Origin of the sequence: Streptomyces sp. NPDC048171 (assembly GCF_043202655.1) — a bacterium.
In the GTDB taxonomy this organism is placed as follows: domain Bacteria; phylum Actinomycetota; class Actinomycetes; order Streptomycetales; family Streptomycetaceae; genus Streptomyces.
This window is the reverse complement of the sequence record NZ_JBIDAU010000006.1, coordinates 308694-326045: the sequence shown is the minus strand read 5'-3', so window position 1 is coordinate 326045 and position 17352 is coordinate 308694. Positions and strand designations below refer to the sequence as shown.

Genomic DNA, 17352 nt, shown 5'->3' with positions numbered 1-17352 from the left:
GCGGTCCGCGTGCGTCGCGGTCCTCGCCGGATCGTCCCGGGGAGCGCCCCCGGAGGAACATATTCTGCTCATACTTGACCCAATCGGGCCGGAAGATACCTCCTAATGCCCCTGAATCTGCCTAGATGAGCGAAAGTTGGGTCGGCTCTGGGGTGGCGTCGGTCGCCTCGGAGGGCCGTGCGGGCTCGGGCTCCGCGATCCGCCGCGGCATCCCCCCGCGCGTGGGCCCGATGCCGTACTCGCGGGCCAGATCGTGCACCTGGCGCGTGATCCGGCGCTGGTACCACTTCGGGGCGTAGGCGCCCTCCGCGTACAGCCGCTCGTACCGGCGCACCAGGTGCGGGTGGTGCCGGGCGAGCCAGGCCATGAACCACTCCCTGGCGCCCGGCCGCAGATGCAGCACCAGGGGCGTCACCGAGGTGGCCCCGGCGGCGGCGATCGCCCGCACGGTCGCGCGCAGTTGGGCCGGTTCGTCGCCGAGGAAGGGAATCACCGGCGCCATCAGGACACCGCAGCCGATGCCGTGCTCGCCGAGGGTCCGCACGACCTCCAGCCGGCGTTCCGGTGCGGGCGTGCCCGGCTCCACGGTGCGCCACAGCTCCGCGTCGGTGAAGCCGACCGAGACCGAGATCCCCACGTCCGTCACCCGGGCCGCGCGCGTCAGCAGGTCCAGGTCGCGCAGGATCAGGGTGCCCTTGGTCAGGATCGAGAAGGGGTTCGCCCGCTCGGTGAGCGCCTCGATGATGCCGGGCATCAGCCGGTAGCGGCCCTCGGCGCGCTGATAGCAGTCGACGTTCGTGCCCATCGCGACGTGCTCGCCCTGCCAGCGGCGCGAGGCCAGCTGGCGGCGGAGCAGCTCGGGCGCGTTGACCTTGACGACGATCTGCGAGTCGAAGCCCAGTCCGGTGTCGAGGTCCAGGTAGCTGTGCGTCTTCCTCGCGAAGCAGTAGACGCACGCGTGCGTGCAGCCCCGGTAGGGGTTCACGGTCCACTCGAACGGCATGCGCGAGGCCCCCGGCACGCGGTTGAGGATCGAGCGGGCCCGGACCTCGTGGAAGGTGACGCCGCGAAACTCGGGCGTGTCGAAGGTGCGGGTGGTCACCGCGTCCGCCCCGAACAGCGCGGGGTCGGCCGCTCGGGCGTGGTCGGAGTCGGTGAGGTTCTCCCAGCGCATGGACGCCTCCTCGGTAGCACTGGCCACACAATAGAACACTTGTTCCCTTGATCGTGCGGCCCAGTCGCGCGGGGCCGCTTCGCGCCCCCCGATTTGGTGGCCGGGCGGTGGGGTGGTTGGCTTGCCCCGACCCCGAGAACCAGGCCCTGGAGGGACCCGATGGCGCAGGTCGAGGCGGAGACGGAGCGGATCGTCGCGGCGGACGCGGAGACGGTGTTCGACACCCTCGCCGACTACAGCGGCACCCGCGAGAAGCTGCTCCCCGAGCACTTCAGCGAGTACGAGGTCCGGGAGGGCGGCGACGGCGAGGGCACCCTCGTGCACTGGAAGCTCCAGGCCACCAGCAAGCGCGTCCGCGACTGCCTGCTGGAGGTCACCGAGCCGACCGACGGCGAGCTGGTCGAGAAGGACCGCAACTCCTCCATGGTGACCACCTGGCGGGTCACCCCCGCGGGCGAGGGCAAGTCCCGGGTCGTGGTCGTCACCACCTGGCAGGGCGCCGGCGGCGTCGGCGGCTTCTTCGAGAAGACCTTCGCGCCCAAGGGGCTCGCCCGGATCTACGACGCGATGCTCACCAGGCTCGCCGCCGAGGTCGAGAAGAACTAGTCCCGGCAGGCCGTCCGGAGTGACCAAACGGCAAGCCGCGGGCGGCCGTTGGCCGTCTCACCGGTTCGAGTGATCTCCGGTCGAACCGGCCGCTTTTCCGTAACTCGTCGCACTTGTTCGCAGTTGTCGCCTCAGGCGGCAATTGTGAGCAGGTGTGACGAGGGGAGCGGGACGTGGGCGGGATCACTCTGGTGCAGGACGAACCGGTCACCGCACCCCAGGCGCCTCCCCAGCCTCCCACCCCCGACCCGGAGCCGGGGGCCGCGCTGAGCCCTCGCCGGGTGCGTCTGGTCTTCGTCGGACTCATGCTCGCGCTGCTGCTCGCCGCGCTGGAGCAGATGATCGTCGCCACCGCGCTGCCGAAGATCGTCGGCGAGCTGCACGGCCTGGACAAGATGTCCTGGGCGATCACCGCCTACCTGCTCACCTCGACCGTCGGCCTGCCGATCTACGGCAAGCTCGGCGACCTCTTCGGACGCAAGGGCGTCTTCCAGTTCGCCATCCTGGTCTTCGTCGTCGGCTCCGCACTGGCCGGCCGCGCCCAGACCATGGACCAGCTGATCGCCTTCCGCGCGGTCCAGGGCGTCGGCGCGGGCGGCCTGATGATCGGCGTGCAGGCGATCATCGCGGACATCGTCCCGCCCCGCGAGCGCGGCCGCTTCATGGGCCTGATCGGCGCCGCCTTCGGACTCGCCTCGGTCGCCGGCCCGCTGCTCGGCGGCTACTTCACCGACCACCTCTCCTGGCGCTGGTGCTTCTACATCAACGTGCCGTTCGGCCTGGTCACCATGGCCGTCGTCGCCGTCGTCCTGAAGCTGCCCAGGCCGCGGGTCAAGGCCCGCCTGGACGTCTTCGGCGCCCTGCTGCTCGCCGCCGCCTCCACCTGCCTGGTCCTGCTCACCAGCTGGGGCGGCACCGAGTACGCGTGGGGCTCGGAGGTCATCCTCGGCCTCGCCGCCGGAGCGGCCGGGTCCACCCTCCTCTTCCTGGTCGCCGAGCGCTTCGCGCCCGAACCGCTCATCCCGCTGCGGCTGTTCCGGGACTCCGTCTTCAACGTCACCGCCCTGGTCGGCCTCGTCATCGGCGTGGCCCTGTTCGGCGCCGCCAGCTACCTGCCGACCTTCCTGCAGATGGTCGACGGCGCCAGCGCCACCGAGTCCGGCCTGCTGATGCTGCCCATGATGGGCGGCATCGTCGTCGCCTCGATCGTCTCCGGGCAGCTCATCAGCCGCACCGGGCACTACCGCTCCCACCCGATCCTCGGCAGCGCCCTGTCCGTCGTCGGCATGTGGCTGCTCTCCCGCCTCGACGCCGACACCCCCCGGCTGCACTACAGCGTCTGGATGGCCGTCCTCGGCGCCGGCATCGGCATGGTGATGCCCGTGCTGGTCCTCGCCGTGCAGAACTCCGTGCGCCCCGCCGACCTCGGCACCGCCACCAGCGCCAACAACTACTTCCGGCAGATCGGCGGCAGCGTCGGCGCCGCCATCTTCGGCACCCTCTTCGCCGACCGGCTCACCGACGCCCTGGCCGACCGGGTCCCCGCCGAGGCGGGCGCCGGCCTGCCCGACGCCGAGGCCATCACCCCCCAGCTCGTCCACTCCCTGCCCCCGGCACTGCGCGACGCCTACATCGAGGCGTACGCCGACGCCATGCCGCGGATCTTCCTCTACCTGGTGCCGGTGCTCGTCCTCGGACTGCTCATCGCCCTCTTCCTCAAGGAGAAACCCCTGGTGTCCCACAACGCCCCCGTCACCGACCCGGAGACCGCGCAGCCCACCGTCCAGGTCCCGCAGGCACGGTCGCAGCACGCCGCCGGGATCGCCGTCTGCGGCACCGTGCAGCACCCCGACGGCACCGTCGTGCCCCGCGCGGCGCTCACCCTCATCGACGTCGGCGGACAGCAGATCGGCCGGGGCGCCAGCGGCGACGACGGACGCTACGCCCTCGCCACGCCCGGCTCCGGGGCGTACGTGCTGATCGCCGCGGCCGGAGGCCACCAGCCGCAGGCGGTGTCCGTGACCGTCGGCGAACGCCCGGTCGAACTGGACGTGGTCCTCGGCGGCGCCGGGCGCCTGGCCGGCGGCGTGTTCACCGCCGACGGCAGCCCGGTGCGCGACGCGATCGTCACCCTCACCAACGTCCACGGCGAGGTCGTCGCCACCACCCGCAGCGGACGCGAGGGCGGCTACGTCATCACCGAGCTGGTGGCCGGCGAGTACACCCTCGCCGCCAGCGCCCCCGCCTTCCGCCCGGCCGCGCTGCCCGTCAGCGTCCAGGCCGCCCGCGAGACCCGCCAGGACGTCGAGCTGGCCGGCGGCGCCGTGCTGCGCGGCACCGTGCGGGCCAGTGGCGGACGGGCGGTGGAGGACGCGCGCGTGACGCTGCTCGACGCGGCGGGCAACGTCGTCGACACCCTGACCACGGGCCCCGACGGCACCTTCCGGTTCGTCGACCTGTCGTCCGGCGAGTACACCGTCATCGCCGCCGGATACCCGCCCGTCGCCACCGTCCTCCAGGTGGCCGGCGGCGGCCGCACGGAGCGCGACCTGCAGCTCGGACACGAGGACTGAGACGCCCACCGGCGCGCGGGCGCGCGCGCCGGTGTGTCCGCGCGCCACCAATTCCCCCGTTGCCGCACATGGTCACCGGGCACCGCCGTACGGTGGTGACGGCTACTCAGATCTTGCGGAGCCGTGGGCAGGGAGGGCCTGACGCCATGGACCATGGCATCGAACGGGACACATCTCACGGCCGCCCGGCCGGACGCGGCGCCGTGCCGCCCGATCCCGTGACCGGCCGTGTCCCGCTGGCCGTCGTCGTGGTGGACCGCGACGGACTGGTCTCCCACTGGAGCCGCGGCGCACGGCGGCTGTTCCGCCTGCCCAAGGAGGAGGCGATCGGGCGGCCCGCACCCGACCTGCTGCCCGTCTCCGGCGTACTCCCCGGGGCCGGCACCGAGGACGCCCCGGCCTACGGTGCGTACGCCGACTACGACGGCCTCGGGCCCGGCCTGGAGTCCTCCCTCGACGGGCGGCTGTCCTACCCGGCGGCGGGCCGCGCCCGGCTGACCGTTCCCACCGACGGGCGTGTCGACGTCCTCTGGTGGGCGTACCCCCTGGTGGGGCCGGGCCCGGAGCGACTGCTGGTGCTCGCCGCCGACGCGGACGGGCTGCGGCGGGACTACGGCCACGGTGCGGCCCCGGCGGCCACGGTGGAGCGGATCGCGCCCGCTTTCGCGCTGCACACCGACTTCCCCGGCGCCGAGGAACTCGCCCGCCGCCTCCCCGAGATCCTGCCCAGCATGAGCGTCGGCGAAAGCGCCCGCATCGTCTCGCAGGTCCTCGAACTGGGCTACCCCGTACTGGAGTTCAGCCAGAACGACCGCGTGCCGGTCACCCCCGACTGGGGCGTGCCCCGGCGGGCCGAACGCAGGGCGCGCCGCGAGCGGGCCGCCCGGGCGCCGGCGGCCGGCGATCCGGTGCCGGACGACCTGCGCGACGAGGCGGAGGACCTGGAGTACGCGGCCGTCCGCGAGCGCCTGGAGTTCCTCAACGAGGTCAGCGGCGCGATCGGCACCTCGCTCGACCTCTCACGGACCATCGTCGAGGTCAGCAGGGCGGTCGTGCCACGCTTCACCGACGTCGCCGGCACCTATCTGCGCGAACAGGTCGTCGCCGGCGAGGGCTTCCCCGACGGCGTGCCGGACACGACGACGATGTGGCACCGGGTCGCCCTGGAGCACACCGACGAACCCGGCCGCTGGGACGACGTCGTACCGGTCGGCGAGGCCATGCCGTTCCCGGCGCACACCCCCTTCTTCCAGTGCATGACCAGCGGCGAACCGGTCCTGGTGCCGCGCATCACCGAGGAGATGGGCCACGCCATCGCCTCGCAGTTCGAGAAGCGGGACATCCGGCCGCTCATCACGGGCCGCTCGATGCTGCTGGTGCCGCTGAAGGCACGCCAGGTTGTCCTCGGCTTCATGATCCTGCTCCGGCACCCGGAGCGGGCCGTCTTCAACGACATGGACCGGGTCACCGGCGCCGAACTCGCCGCCCGCGCGGGGCTCGTGCTCGACAACGCGCGCATGTACACGTACCAGGAGAACGTCGCCGAGACGCTCCAGGACAGCATGCTGCCGCACATCCCCGAGCGCATGGCCGGCTGCGACATCGCCACCCGCTACCTGCCCGGCACCCTCCTCGGCCGCGTCGGCGGCGACTGGTTCGACTCGGTCAAGCTGCCCGGCGCCCGTACCGCCCTCGTCGTCGGCGACGTCATGGGCCACGGTCTCAACTCGGCCGCGATGATGGGCCAGTTGCGTACCGCCGTCCAGACCATGGCCGGCCTCGACCTGCCGCCCGTCCAACTGCTGCGCAACCTCGACGACCTCGCCCAGCGGCTCGGCGACACCCACCTCGCGACCTGCCTGTACGCCGTCTACGACCCCATCGCCGGGGAACTCCACCTCGCCAACGCCGGGCACATCCCGCCGGTCCTGGTCCGCGCCGAGGACGGCGCCAGCGAGCTGATCGAGCTGCCCACCGGGGCGCCGATCGGCGTCGGAGGGGTGCCCTTCGAGTCGGTACGGGTGCCGGTGGCGCCCGGCGACCGGCTGGTGATGTGCACCGACGGACTGGTGGAGATGCGGGGCGAGGACATCGGTGTCGGCCTCGCCACCCTGTGCGAGTCCGCCGCCCACCCCGCCGCGTCCATGGACGACGCCTGCGACACCATCATCCGCGCGCTGGGCACCCGCGGCGGCCGCAAGGACGACGTCGCCCTGCTGATGGCGCGGCTCAACGGCATCGAGCCCGACGCGGTCGCCGAGTGGCGCCTCGCCCGCGACCCCTCCGAGGTCGGGCGGGCCCGCGCCGCGGTCCGCGAGCAGCTCCACGACTGGGGCCTGGCGAGGCAGGCCGACGCCGCCGGGCTGATGGTCGGCGAACTCGTCACCAACGCCCTACGGCACTCCCACGCCCGCCCCGTCGAACTGCGCCTGGTGCGGGCGGACACGCTGCTGTGCGAGGTGGACGACGACGACCACGAACTGCCGGCGCTGAGGAACGCGGGGCCGGACGACGAGAGGGGGCGGGGCCTGCGCGTCGTCAGCACCCTCGCCCGGGAGTGGGGCGCGAGCCGCACGACGTCCGGCAAGACCGTCTGGTTCGAACTCACCCTGCCCCGCCGCTGATTGACGGAGTTCGCACGTCCGGTGAAGGAATGCGCCGGACGCTTGTGGCCGTGCGCGGGGCGCGATACACCGTACGAACCCGTCGCTCTCGACGGGCCGTACGTCGTCGCACCTGGGGAGACGGGCATGAGCGTGACGAGTCGGTACCGGGCAGCCTGGGAGAACTTCTGGAACGAGGCACCCGGGAGCCAGGGGGCGGTGTTCTGGGACGCGGAGCCGGTGCTGACGGCAGGCCGCCACCTCGCCCACTTCGAGCCCCACCTCACCGACCCCGCCCTGCCGCTGATCGACCTCGGCTGCGGCAACGGCACCCAGACCCGCTACTTCGCCGAACGCTTCGGGCACGTCGTCGGCGCCGACCTCTCCGCCGCCGCCCTCGACCACGCCCGCCGCGCCGACTCCGAGGGCCGGGCGACGTACCGGCAGCTGGACGCCGCCGACAAGGCCGAGGTCGAGACGCTGCACGCCGAGCTGGGCGACGCCAACCTCTACGTGCGCGGCGTCCTGCACCAGTGCGAGCCCGACGACCGCCAGCCCCTCGCCGACGCCCTCGCCGCCCTCCTCGGCGCCCGCGGCCGCGCTTTCCTGGTGGAGCCCGTGCAGGCGGCCCGCACCGTCCTCGCGGACCTGGCCCAGGGCCCCGACGGCCCGCCCGCCAAACTCGCCCCCGTCCTCCGCCACGGCCTCACCCCCGGCGCGGTCCCCGACGAGGCGGTACCGGAGCACCTGCGCACGGCCGGCCTCACCGTCCTGGCGACCGGCGAGCTCCCTCTGATCACCACGGAGTACACGGCGGACGGCGCCCGCATCGAGCTGCCTTCCACCTGGGTGGTGGCGGGAGCCCGCGCGGTGTAGCGGCTCCGGCGGTGGCCGGGCGGCCGGGTCAGCGCAGTCCGGCGAAGAGGTCGTCCTCCGGGAGGGCCGAGCCGGTCGTGTCCCGGACGCGTACGAAGGTCTCCGTGCCCATCAGCTCGCCGAACGTCTCCTTGCCCATCCTGAGGAAGAAGATGTTCTCGCCCTGACTGGCGTGCGCGGCCAGCGCGTCGAACTTCTGGTCACTGAACGCGGTCGTGTCCACCCACGTGGTGACCTCGTCGTCGGGCAGACCGATCTCGGCCATCGCGGCGGCCTCGGCGGGATCCGGCTCCGGCATGTCCTCCTGGTGCTCGCTCATGAGCTCGCCGAAGCGCCGCATCGTCGAATGGGGCATCGTCGTCCAGTACACCTTCGGAGTCAGCCCGGTCGTCTCCAGCGCCGCCATGGTGATGCGGTGCGCCTGGATGTGGTCGGGGTGGCCGTAGAAGCCGTTCTCGTCGTACGTGACGACCACGTCGGGCCGGTAGTGCCGCATGAGCTCCGCGAGCCGGGCGGCGCCCTCCTCCACCGGCGTCCGCCAGAAGGAGCCGGGAGCGTCGTTGCTCGGCCAGCCCACCATTCCCGAGTCGGCGTAGTCCAGCGTCTCCAGATCGCTGATCTTGAGGGCCGCACAGCTGGCCTCGAGTTCCTGCCGGCGCATGCGGGCGACGGCCGCCGGGTCGTGCCCGGGATCGCCGGGCTTGACACCTCCCGGCCCGTCACCGCAACCGCCGTCGGTACAGGTCACCAGAACCGTGCGAATGCCCTCGGCCGCGTACCGCGCGAGGATTCCGCCCGTTCCGGTCGCCTCGTCGTCGGGGTGGGCGTGCACGGCCATGAGGGTCAGGGGCCGGTCGGTCATGAAGCAGTCCTCCTGCGTAAGTACGTCTCGTTCCGGTGCGCGGCGCCCCGGTCTCTCCGCCGGATCCAACCGCGAGGGCCGGTCCGGCTGTTCCCGACACGGCCGTCCGACCGCGAGACGGCCGGAAGCGGCCGCTCGAGTGGTATGGACCAGTGGCTGTCGTGTGGCCCCTGGCCAGCATATTCAGCGGCATGTAGCGTCCTCCGCATGAAGATCCTCATCAGCGCCGACATGGAGGGCGCCACCGGCGTCACCTGGCCGGCCGACGTGCTGCCGGGGACGCCGCAGTGGGAGCGGTGCCGGTCGATGTTCACCTCCGACGTGAACGCGGCCGTGCTCGGGTTCCTCGACGGCGGGGCCGACGAGGTGCTGGTCAACGAGGCGCACTGGAGCATGCGCAACCTGCTTCTGGAGCGGCTCGACGAGCGGGCCCAGATGCTCACCGGGCGGCACAAGACGCTGTCCATGGTCGAGGGCGTCCAGCACGGGGACGTGGACGGCATCGCGTTCATCGGATACCACACGGGCGCCGGCATGGAGGGCGTCCTCGCGCACACCTACCTCGCCAACCAGATCACGGGCGTCTGGCTGAACGACGTACGGGCCAGTGAGGGTCTGCTCAACGCGCACGTCGTCGCCGAGTACGGGGTGCCGGTCGTGCTGGTCACCGGGGACGACCTGGCCTGCGAGGACGCGCTGGGCTACGCGCCCGAGGCGCGGAAGGTCGCGGTCAAGGACCATGTGTCGCGGTACGCGGCCGTGTGCCGTACGCCCGCCAGGACCGCCGCCGACATCCGCGCGGCCGCCAAGGAGGCGACGTCGCTCGCGGTGCGCTACGAGCCGGTGCGCGGCGGGCCGTTCACCGTCGCCCTGGAGTTCGACGCCGAGCACCTGGCGGCGGCCGCGACCGTGGTGCCGGGTGTGGCGCAGGTGGGGGAGCGGAAGGTGGCGTACACCCACGACACCATGTTCGAGACGATCAGGACCTTCAAGGCGGTCACCACGATCGTCTCGGCGGCGGTGGAGGAGCAGTATGGCTGAGCACACGGGTACGGACGCCGAGGCGCTGGACGAGGTCGTCCGGTTCACCTCCGAGCTGATCCGGATCGACACCACCAACCGGGGCGGCGGCGACTGCCAGGAGCGGCCGGCCGCCGAGTACGCCGCCGCGCGGCTCGCCGAGGCCGGGATCGAGCCCACACTGCTGGAGCGCACCAAGGGCCGCACCAACGTCGTGGCCCGCATCGAGGGCACCGACCCGTCGGCCGACGCGCTGCTCGTCCACGGTCACCTGGACGTGGTGCCCGCCGAGGCCGCCGACTGGAGCGTGCACCCCTTCTCCGGCGAGATCCGCGACGGAGTCGTCTGGGGGCGCGGCGCGGTCGACATGAAGAACATGGACGCGATGATCCTCGCCGTCGTGCGCGGCTGGGCCCGCGCGGGCGTGCGGCCACGGCGCGACATCGTGCTCGCCTTCACCGCGGACGAGGAGGCCAGCGCCGAGGACGGCTCCGGCTTCCTCGCCGACCAACACGCCCCGCTGTTCGAGGGCTGCACCGAGGGCGTCAGCGAGTCCGGGGCGTTCACGTTCCACGACGGGGCGGGGCGGCAGTTCTATCCCATCGCCGCCGGTGAGCGGGGCACCGGCTGGCTCAGGCTCACGGCCCGCGGGCGCGCCGGGCACGGCTCCAAGGTGAACAGGGAGAACGCGGTCACCCGGCTCGCCGCCGCCGTCGCCCGCATCGGCGACCACGAGTGGCCGCTGCGGCTGACCCCCACCGTGCGCGCCGCCCTGACCGAGATCGCCGCCGTCTACGGCATCGAGGGCGACCTGAGCGACGTCGACGCGCTGCTGGACAAGCTCGGGCCCGCCGCCAAGCTCGTCGAGGCCACCGTCCGCAACAGCAGCAACCCGACCATGCTGGACGCCGGGTACAAGCTGAACGTCATCCCGGGTGAGGCCGTCGCGCACGTCGACGGGCGGTTCCTGCCCGGCGGCGAGGACGAGTTCCGCGACACCCTCGACCGGCTCACCGGGCCGCACGTGGACTGGGAGTTCGCCCACCGCGAGGTCGCCCTCCAGGCGCCGGTGGACTCGCCGACGTACGCCCGGATGCGCGCCGCCGTCGAGGAGTTCGCGCCGGAGGGGCACGTGGTGCCGTACTGCATGTCCGGCGGCACGGACGCCAAGCAGTTCTCGCGGCTCGGCATCACCGGCTACGGCTTCGCGCCGCTGAAGCTGCCCGAGGGCTTCGACTACCAGGCCCTCTTCCACGGCGTGGACGAACGCGTCCCCGTCGAGGCGCTGCACTTCGGCGTCCGGGTCCTGGACTGGTTCCTGCGCACGGCCTAGCGCCGTTTCGACCGGGCGGCCCGAGAAGAGAAGGAAGTGGGGGAGTCAGTGCGGACTCTTGCGTACGGGGCATGGCCCTCGCCCATCGACGCGGCGCTCGCCGCCGCGCACGACGGGCGCCCCGACGACGTGGGCTTCGTCGGCGACGAGGTGTGGTGGACCGCGCCCCGGCCCACCGAGGGCGGGCGGCGCACGCTGGTGCGGCGGCACCCCGACGGCACCGAGGAGCCGGTGCTGCCCCCGCCGTGGAACGTGCGCAGCCGCGTCATCGAGTACGGCGGCCGGCCGTGGGCCGCGGTCACCACCGACGCCGGTCCGCTGGTGGTCTTCGTGAACTTCGCCGACCAACGGCTTTACGCCTACCGGCCGGGAGGTGCCGAGCCGCGTCCGCTGACTCCGGTCTCCCCGGTCGGCGGCGGCCTGCGCTGGGTCGAGCCGCAGGTGCGCCCCGAGCACGGCGAGGTGTGGTGCGTCCTGGAGGAGTTCACCGGTGACGGGCCCACCGACGTGCGCCGCCTCCCGGTCGCGGTGCCGCTGGACGGTTCGGCGGCCGACGACCGGGACCGGCTCCGCGAACTCACCGGCGCGCGCCACCGCTTCGTCACCGGACCCCGCGTCTCGCCCGACGGGCGGCGCGCGGCCTGGCTCGCCTGGGACCACCCGCGCATGCCCTGGGACGGCACCGAGCTGATCGTCGCCGACATCGGCCCCGACGGCACCTTCCGGGACGCCCGGACCGCCGCCGGCGGCCCCGAGGAGTCGGTCACCCAGGTGGACTGGGCCCCGGACGGAGCCCTGCTGTACGCCTCCGACCGCACCGGCTGGTGGAACCTCTACCGCGACGGATCGCCGCTGTGCGCCCGCGACGAGGAGTTCGGCGGACCGCTGTGGAAGCTCGGCCAGCGTTGGTTCGCGCCCCTGGACAGCGGACTGATCGCCGTCCTGCACGGCCGCGGCGCCGCCGTCCTCGGGATACTCGACCCGGAGACCGGCGAGGTCGTCGACGCGGCCGGCCCCTGGACCGAGTTCGCGCCCACCCTGGCCGCGCAGGGTGAGCGAAGCGGGATGGGGGTCCCCCCGCCCGGAGGGTGGGGGAGGGTAGTCGGCGTCGGGGCGAGCCCGCACAGCGGCTACGAGGTCGTCGAGCTGGACACCCGCACCGGCCGCGCCCGCGCCGTCGGCTCGCTCCACGAGGATGTCGTGGACCCGGCGTACTATCCCCGGCCGGAGATCCGCACCTTCACGGGCCCGGACGGCCGCGACATCCACGCGCACCTCTACCCGCCGCACCACCCCGGCTGCCGCGCCCCGGAGGGCACCCTGCCGCCTTACGTCATCTGGGCGCACGGCGGTCCCACCACGCGCTCCCCGCTCGTCCTCGACCTGGAGATCGCCTACTTCACCTCCCGCGGCATCGGCGTCGCCGAGGTCAACTACGGCGGCTCCAGCGGCCACGGCCGGGAGTACCGCAACCGGCTGCGCGAGCAGTGGGGCGTGGTCGACGTCGAGGACTGCGCGGCCGTCGCCCTCGCCCTCGCCGAGGAGGGCACCGCGGACCGGCGGCGGCTCGCGGTGCGCGGCGGCAGCGCGGGCGGCTGGACCGCCGCGGCCTCCCTGGCCACCACCGACGTCTACGCCTGCGGCACGGTCATCTACCCGATCCTCGACCTGACCGGCTGGGGCACGGGGGAGACCCACGACTTCGAGTCCCAGTACCTGGAGAGCCTGGTCGGCCCGTACGCCGAGGTGCCCGGCCGGTACGCCGAACGGTCGCCCGCCGAGCACGCCGACCGCGTCACCGCCCCGTTCCTGCTGCTCCAGGGCCTGGACGACGTGATCTGCCCGCCCGTGCAGTGCGAGCGTTTCCTCACCCGCATGGCCGGCCGCGGGGTGCCGCACGCCTACCTCACCTTCGAGGGCGAGGGGCACGGCTTCCGCCGGGCGGAGACCATGGTGCGCGCCCTGGAGGCCGAACTCTCCCTCTACGCCCAGGTCTTCGGGCTGGAACCGCAGGGCGTCCCCACCCTGGAGCTGACCCGGTGAGCGGCGCGGTGGAACTGACCCGGCCGGACCGGCTCGCCCCCGGCGCCCGGGTGGCCGTCGTCGCGCCCAGCGGGCCGGTGCCCGAGGAGCGGCTCCAGGCGGGCCTGGACGTCCTGCGCGGCTGGGACCTCGACCCGGTCGTGGCACCGCACGTCCTGGACCGCCACGGCACCTTCGACTACCTCGCGGGCACCGACACCGACCGGGCCGCCGACCTCCAGGCCGCCTGGTGCGACCCGTCCGTGGACGCCGTCCTGTGCGCCCGCGGCGGGTACGGCGTCCAGCGCATGGCCGACCTGCTCGACTGGGAGGCGATGCGCGCGGCCGGGCCGAAGGTGTTCGTCGGCTTCAGCGACATCACCGCCCTGCACGAGGCGTTCGCGACCCGCCTCGGGCTGGTCACCCTGCACGGTCCGATGGCCGCGGGCGTCGACTTCATCAAGAACGCGCGGGCGCAGGAGCACCTGAGGGCCGCCCTGTTCGCCCCCGACACCGTCCGGGTGATCGCGTCCGGCGGTTCCCCGATGGTCCCCGGCCGGGCGCGGGGCGTCACCCTCGGCGGCTGCCTCGCCCTGCTCGCCGCCGAACTGGGCAGCCCGCACGCCCGGCCCTCCGCGCGCGGCGGGCTGCTGTGCCTGGAGGACGTGGGGGAGGAGACGTACCGCATCGACCGCTACCTCACCCAGTTGCTCCGCGCGGGCTGGCTGGACGGGGTCGCCGGGGTGCTGCTGGGCTCCTGGCAGGAGTGCGAGCCCTACGAGCGGCTGCGGCCCCTGCTGGCCGACCGGCTCGGCGGCCTCGGCGTCCCGGTCGTCGAGGACTTCGGGTTCGGGCACTGCGAGGGGGCGCTGACCGTCCCCTTCGGAGTGACGGCGGAACTCGACGCGGACGCGGGCACCCTGGCCCTGGAGCGGCCCGCGCTGCGCTGACGCCGGTCCGCGCGCCGGGTGGCGTTCCGGTCCGCTCGGGCGGATGCCTGTTCGGCCGTCCTCCCGGATGCCGCGGCAGCGGGCGTGGCGTGCTGCCGCCGTATCGGTTTCATTCGCTCAGTCCTGCCAGCCGGGATCCGAAACGGGCGATGAGCGAGGTGTTCCGGGAGTGCCGGCTCTCCTCCCAGCGGTCGGCCACCCCGAAGAGCCGGTACATGCCGTGGACGCCGGTCCACCGCAGCGGCTCGGGTTCCCAGCGCCCGGAGTCGTGGTCGTTCCACGGCAGCCGGGTCAGCGCGGTGTCGCGGTGCTCGGCCCGGTCGAGCAGGGTCCGGGCGGCCAGCCGCGTGGCCGTCACACCGTGCCCGGCATAGCCGCGTGCGACACCGATCCTCGTGGTCCGGTCGAAGGTGATGCCGGCGCACCAGTCGCGCGTGACCCCGATGGAACCGCGCCAGGCATGCTCGACGGAGAACGGCATGTCCGGGAAGAACAGGCGGAGCCGCTCGCTGAGCGTCCGTACGGTGCGGGCGTCCACCCGTCCCTCGCCGGGGGTGCCGGAGTTGAAGGCGTACGGCGTGCCGCGGCCGCCGATGGCGATGCGGTCGTCGGCGGTGCGCTGTGCGTAGACGAAGGTGTGCGCCGCGTCGCCGAGGCACTCGCGGCCGTCCCAGCCGATGCGCTCCCAGACCTCCCCGGGCAGTTGGTTGGTGACGACCATGGAGGAGTTGACCGGAATGACGTCGCGCGCGCCCAGGCCGCGGGCGTCGCTGTCGATCTGTCCGGAGTAGGCCTCGACACAGGCCAGGACGGTTCCGGCGGGCACGGTGCCGCGTGATGTGGTGACGACGCCGGGCGCGATGCGGGTCGCGCGGGTGCCCTCGCAGATCCGCACGCCCTTGGCCCGGACGACGGACGCGAGGCCGTGGACGAGCTTGGCCGGGTCGATCCGGACGGTGCTGCGGGTGAGCAGGCCGCCCAGGGCGGGCTGGACGGCGATCCGCCTTTTGACGGCCTCCGCGTCGAGAAGCTCCAGGTCCTGCGCGGGGTATCCGTGGGACAGGTCCGCGGCGCAGGTCGTCTCCAGGCGCTTCATCGCCGCGGGCGTGGTGGCCACCCGCAGGTGCCCTCCCCGGTGCTGGTCGGCGTCGATGCCCTCCTGTTCGAGGATGCGCAGGGTGTCGTCGACGCACCGGTGCATCTCCTCCTGGAACGAGACGACGGCCGCGGCTCCGTCCCGTCCCCGCCTGCGCGCGGCCTTGGCGTAGACCGCCCGGTTGCCGGGGATCAGGGGGGAGAGCCAGCCGCCGTTGCGCCCGGAGGCGCCGTAGCCGACCTCCTCGGCCTCGACGACGGTGATCCGTGCCTCGGGTCGTTCCGCGATCGCGTGGTAGGCGGCCCACAACCCGGTGAGACCACCGCCCACGATGACGAGGTCCTGCTCCTCGCCGGGCAGGTCCGTCGTCGGGCGGTGGGCCTCGCGGCCCGGGTCCGCGGCGGTGCGGGCCGCCGTCATCCAGTGCGAGATCTGACCGTTGCGGTACGCAGTCATGGGCGGGTTCCCGGTGGTGAGGTGCTGGGTCGGTGCGTGGTGCGGCGGTGCGGTGGCTCAGTAGGTGGGTGGCGCCATGGCCCACAGGACCCGGGCCTCGTCCACGCCCGTGGTCTCGGCGACGCGGTGCGGGTCGCTGCTGCGGTAGTGAACGGAGTCCAGGGCCGACAGCCGGTGCAGCTGGTCGCGGATCTGCACCTCCACCTCCCCGGAGAGGACCAGGAGGATCTCCTCGGAGCTGCCGTGGGTGTAGGGCTCGACGCCGGTGGAACCGCCCGGGGCGAAATGGCCGAGGAGCACCTCGAGGTGGTCGAAGGACGAGGGGGTGAGCTTGATCTTCGCGGCCCCCTCGCCGAAGGACATGCCGCGGGCGTCGCGGAAGCGCAGTACGGGGTTGGCCGCGGTGCCGCCCGCGGCGAAGAGGTCACCCACGTTGAGCCTGAGTACCTCGCACAGCCGCTGGAGGGTGCGCACGCTGGCGTTGGCCTGGTCCCGTTCGACCTGGGACAGGTAGCCCTCGGTGACTCCGGACCGGTCCGCCACGTCCTTGAGGGTCAGGTGGAGGGCCCTTCTGCGGCGGCGCAGACGTCCGCCCATGCCGGCCGCGGGGGCGGGGTGCTCGTTCGCCATGGAACGGCAACCTAACAACGGAGTGCCGACAGCACAATGGATATTGGCAGCATCAAAGAAATCTTTGATTACCTCGGCGGGTCCCGTGACGCCCCTTTAGGCTGATCCCATGCCGCACACCCCGTCCCGTCACCTCGCCGAGGGCCCTCGCGTGGGCATACGGCACTTCACCTACGAGGACGCCGCCGAGTTCACCGCCCGGGCCCGGGAGAGCAAGGACCTGCACCACCCCTGGCTCTTCCCGCCGGACAGCCCCCAGGCGTACGACGCCTACGCGTCGCGCCTGATCGAGGACCCCACCAAGGCCGGGTTCCTGATCTGCGAGAAGGACGGGGCGGGCGGTTCCGGCGACGGCGGGGCCATCGCGGGGTTCGTCAACATCAACAACATCGTCGAGGGCGGCTTCCTCAGTGGCGCCCTCGGCTACGGCGCCTTCGCGCACGCGGCCGGCCGGGGGCTGATGCGCGAGGGGCTGGGCCTCGTGGTGCGGCACGCCTTCGGGCCGATGCGGCTGCACCGGCTGGAGATCAACGTGCAGCCGGGCAACGCCGCCTCCATCGCACTGGCCCGCTCCTGCGGCTTCCACCTGGAAGGATTCTCACCGAGGATGCTGCACGTGGGCGGAGCCTGGCGCGACCATCAGCGCTGGGCGATCACCGCCGAGACCGTGACTTCCGGTTGATCTTCATGGTGTCCAGGTCCGTCACCGTGGAGCGCAGTTCACCGAACCCGTGGCCGAGCCCGCGCAGCGTGCCCTCGGCCCGGTCCTCGGCGATCGCGGCCGCCATCTCGTCGCCGTCCGCCGCCTCCGAGACCACCACGTACCGCATCGAGAAGTGCTTCAGCGGCGACGGCTCGTACGACAGCGACCCCTCCTCGGTGAACCGCATGCTCGTCATCCCGTGGTCACCGGCCTCGGCGAGCAGCCGGGCCCGCGCCTCCTCGGTCAGACCCTCCCAGGTGCCCCGGACGATCACCCGGTAGGTGTGCCGCTCGCTCACGTGCAACTCCTCAGTACGTACGCCGACCGCCCGACCCTAAGCCCCCGCCCGCACCGCGCCCCACGGAATTAAACGTGAGCCAAGTCGCGCGACGGTGACCGGCTCCTACCCTGTTCACCGGGGCGGGGAGCGGCTTCCATGGGGAACCGT

Annotated in this window: 14 protein-coding genes; 9 read left to right on the top strand and 5 right to left on the bottom strand. The window is 73.0% G+C overall.

What is annotated here, in order from left to right; all coding sequences use genetic code 11:
- Positions 1-121 precede the first annotated feature (121 nt).
- Positions 122-1174 carry an Rv2578c family radical SAM protein gene (locus ACGF3J_RS18920; protein WP_393854346.1) on the bottom strand — a complete coding sequence of 351 codons (1053 nt, stop codon included), beginning with the start codon at positions 1172-1174 and terminating at the stop codon, positions 122-124.
- 159 nt (positions 1175-1333) lie between these two features.
- On the opposite strand from ACGF3J_RS18920, the gene ACGF3J_RS18915 reads away from it, so the two are divergent.
- The 4 genes from ACGF3J_RS18915 (at position 1334) to ACGF3J_RS18900 (ending at position 7832) form a co-directional block, all read left to right on the top strand.
- On the top strand, positions 1334-1780 hold the full coding sequence (locus tag ACGF3J_RS18915) for an SRPBCC family protein (protein ID WP_161327338.1): 447 nt from the start codon (positions 1334-1336) through the stop codon (positions 1778-1780).
- 173 nt (positions 1781-1953) lie between these two features.
- Positions 1954-4353: an MFS transporter gene (locus ACGF3J_RS18910; protein WP_393854345.1), complete on the top strand. Its 2400-nt coding sequence runs from the start codon at positions 1954-1956 to the stop codon at positions 4351-4353.
- 146 nt (positions 4354-4499) lie between these two features.
- Positions 4500-6977: a SpoIIE family protein phosphatase gene (locus ACGF3J_RS18905; RefSeq protein WP_393854344.1), complete on the top strand. Its 2478-nt coding sequence runs from the start codon at positions 4500-4502 to the stop codon at positions 6975-6977.
- A gap of 126 nt (positions 6978-7103) precedes the next feature.
- Positions 7104-7832 carry a class I SAM-dependent methyltransferase gene (locus tag ACGF3J_RS18900; RefSeq protein WP_393854343.1) on the top strand — a complete coding sequence of 243 codons (729 nt, stop codon included), beginning with the start codon at positions 7104-7106 and terminating at the stop codon, positions 7830-7832.
- Between the two features lie 28 nt (positions 7833-7860).
- Here the strand turns inward: ACGF3J_RS18900 and ACGF3J_RS18895 are convergent, their stop codons facing one another.
- Entirely contained in the window at positions 7861-8694 is an 834-nt protein-coding gene (locus tag ACGF3J_RS18895) for a PIG-L family deacetylase (RefSeq protein WP_393854342.1), read from the bottom strand.
- Positions 8695-8901: 207 nt separating this feature from the next.
- Between ACGF3J_RS18895 and ACGF3J_RS18890 the strand changes: the two genes are divergently transcribed.
- From ACGF3J_RS18890 to ACGF3J_RS18875, 4 genes are read left to right on the top strand one after another with little or no spacing between them, the layout of a single operon-like run.
- Positions 8902-9735: a M55 family metallopeptidase gene (locus ACGF3J_RS18890; RefSeq protein ID WP_161327333.1), complete on the top strand. Its 834-nt coding sequence runs from the start codon at positions 8902-8904 to the stop codon at positions 9733-9735.
- Positions 9728-11047 (top strand): M20/M25/M40 family metallo-hydrolase, encoded by a 1320-nt coding sequence (locus ACGF3J_RS18885; protein ID WP_393854341.1) that lies wholly within the window; start codon positions 9728-9730, stop codon positions 11045-11047. The genes ACGF3J_RS18890 and ACGF3J_RS18885 overlap by 8 nt, the downstream gene beginning before the upstream one ends.
- 48 nt (positions 11048-11095) lie before the next feature.
- Positions 11096-13090 (top strand): prolyl oligopeptidase family serine peptidase, encoded by a 1995-nt coding sequence (locus ACGF3J_RS18880; RefSeq protein ID WP_393854340.1) that lies wholly within the window; start codon positions 11096-11098, stop codon positions 13088-13090.
- Entirely contained in the window at positions 13087-14019 is a 933-nt protein-coding gene (locus ACGF3J_RS18875) for an LD-carboxypeptidase (protein WP_393854339.1), read from the top strand. Before ACGF3J_RS18880 ends, ACGF3J_RS18875 begins: the two co-directional genes overlap by 4 nt.
- Positions 14020-14128: 109 nt before the next feature.
- Here ACGF3J_RS18875 and ACGF3J_RS18870 read toward each other — a convergent pair whose 3' ends face one another.
- Both ACGF3J_RS18870 and ACGF3J_RS18865 read right to left on the bottom strand, forming a co-directional pair.
- A complete protein-coding gene (locus ACGF3J_RS18870; RefSeq protein ID WP_393854338.1) occupies positions 14129-15571 on the bottom strand; it encodes an NAD(P)/FAD-dependent oxidoreductase in 1443 nt (480 codons plus the stop codon).
- Between the two features lie 57 nt (positions 15572-15628).
- Positions 15629-16201: a helix-turn-helix domain-containing protein gene (locus ACGF3J_RS18865; protein WP_393854337.1), complete on the bottom strand. Its 573-nt coding sequence runs from the start codon at positions 16199-16201 to the stop codon at positions 15629-15631.
- 109 nt (positions 16202-16310) lie between these two features.
- Between ACGF3J_RS18865 and ACGF3J_RS18860 the strand changes: the two genes are divergently transcribed.
- A complete protein-coding gene (locus tag ACGF3J_RS18860) occupies positions 16311-16883 on the top strand; it encodes a GNAT family N-acetyltransferase (protein WP_161327328.1) in 573 nt (190 codons plus the stop codon).
- On the opposite strand, the gene ACGF3J_RS18855 is transcribed toward ACGF3J_RS18860, so the two are convergent.
- A complete protein-coding gene (locus ACGF3J_RS18855) occupies positions 16855-17202 on the bottom strand; it encodes a DUF6204 family protein (protein WP_161327327.1) in 348 nt (115 codons plus the stop codon). The two genes, ACGF3J_RS18860 and ACGF3J_RS18855, sit on opposite strands and share 29 nt — an antisense overlap.
- Positions 17203-17352 lie beyond the last annotated feature (150 nt).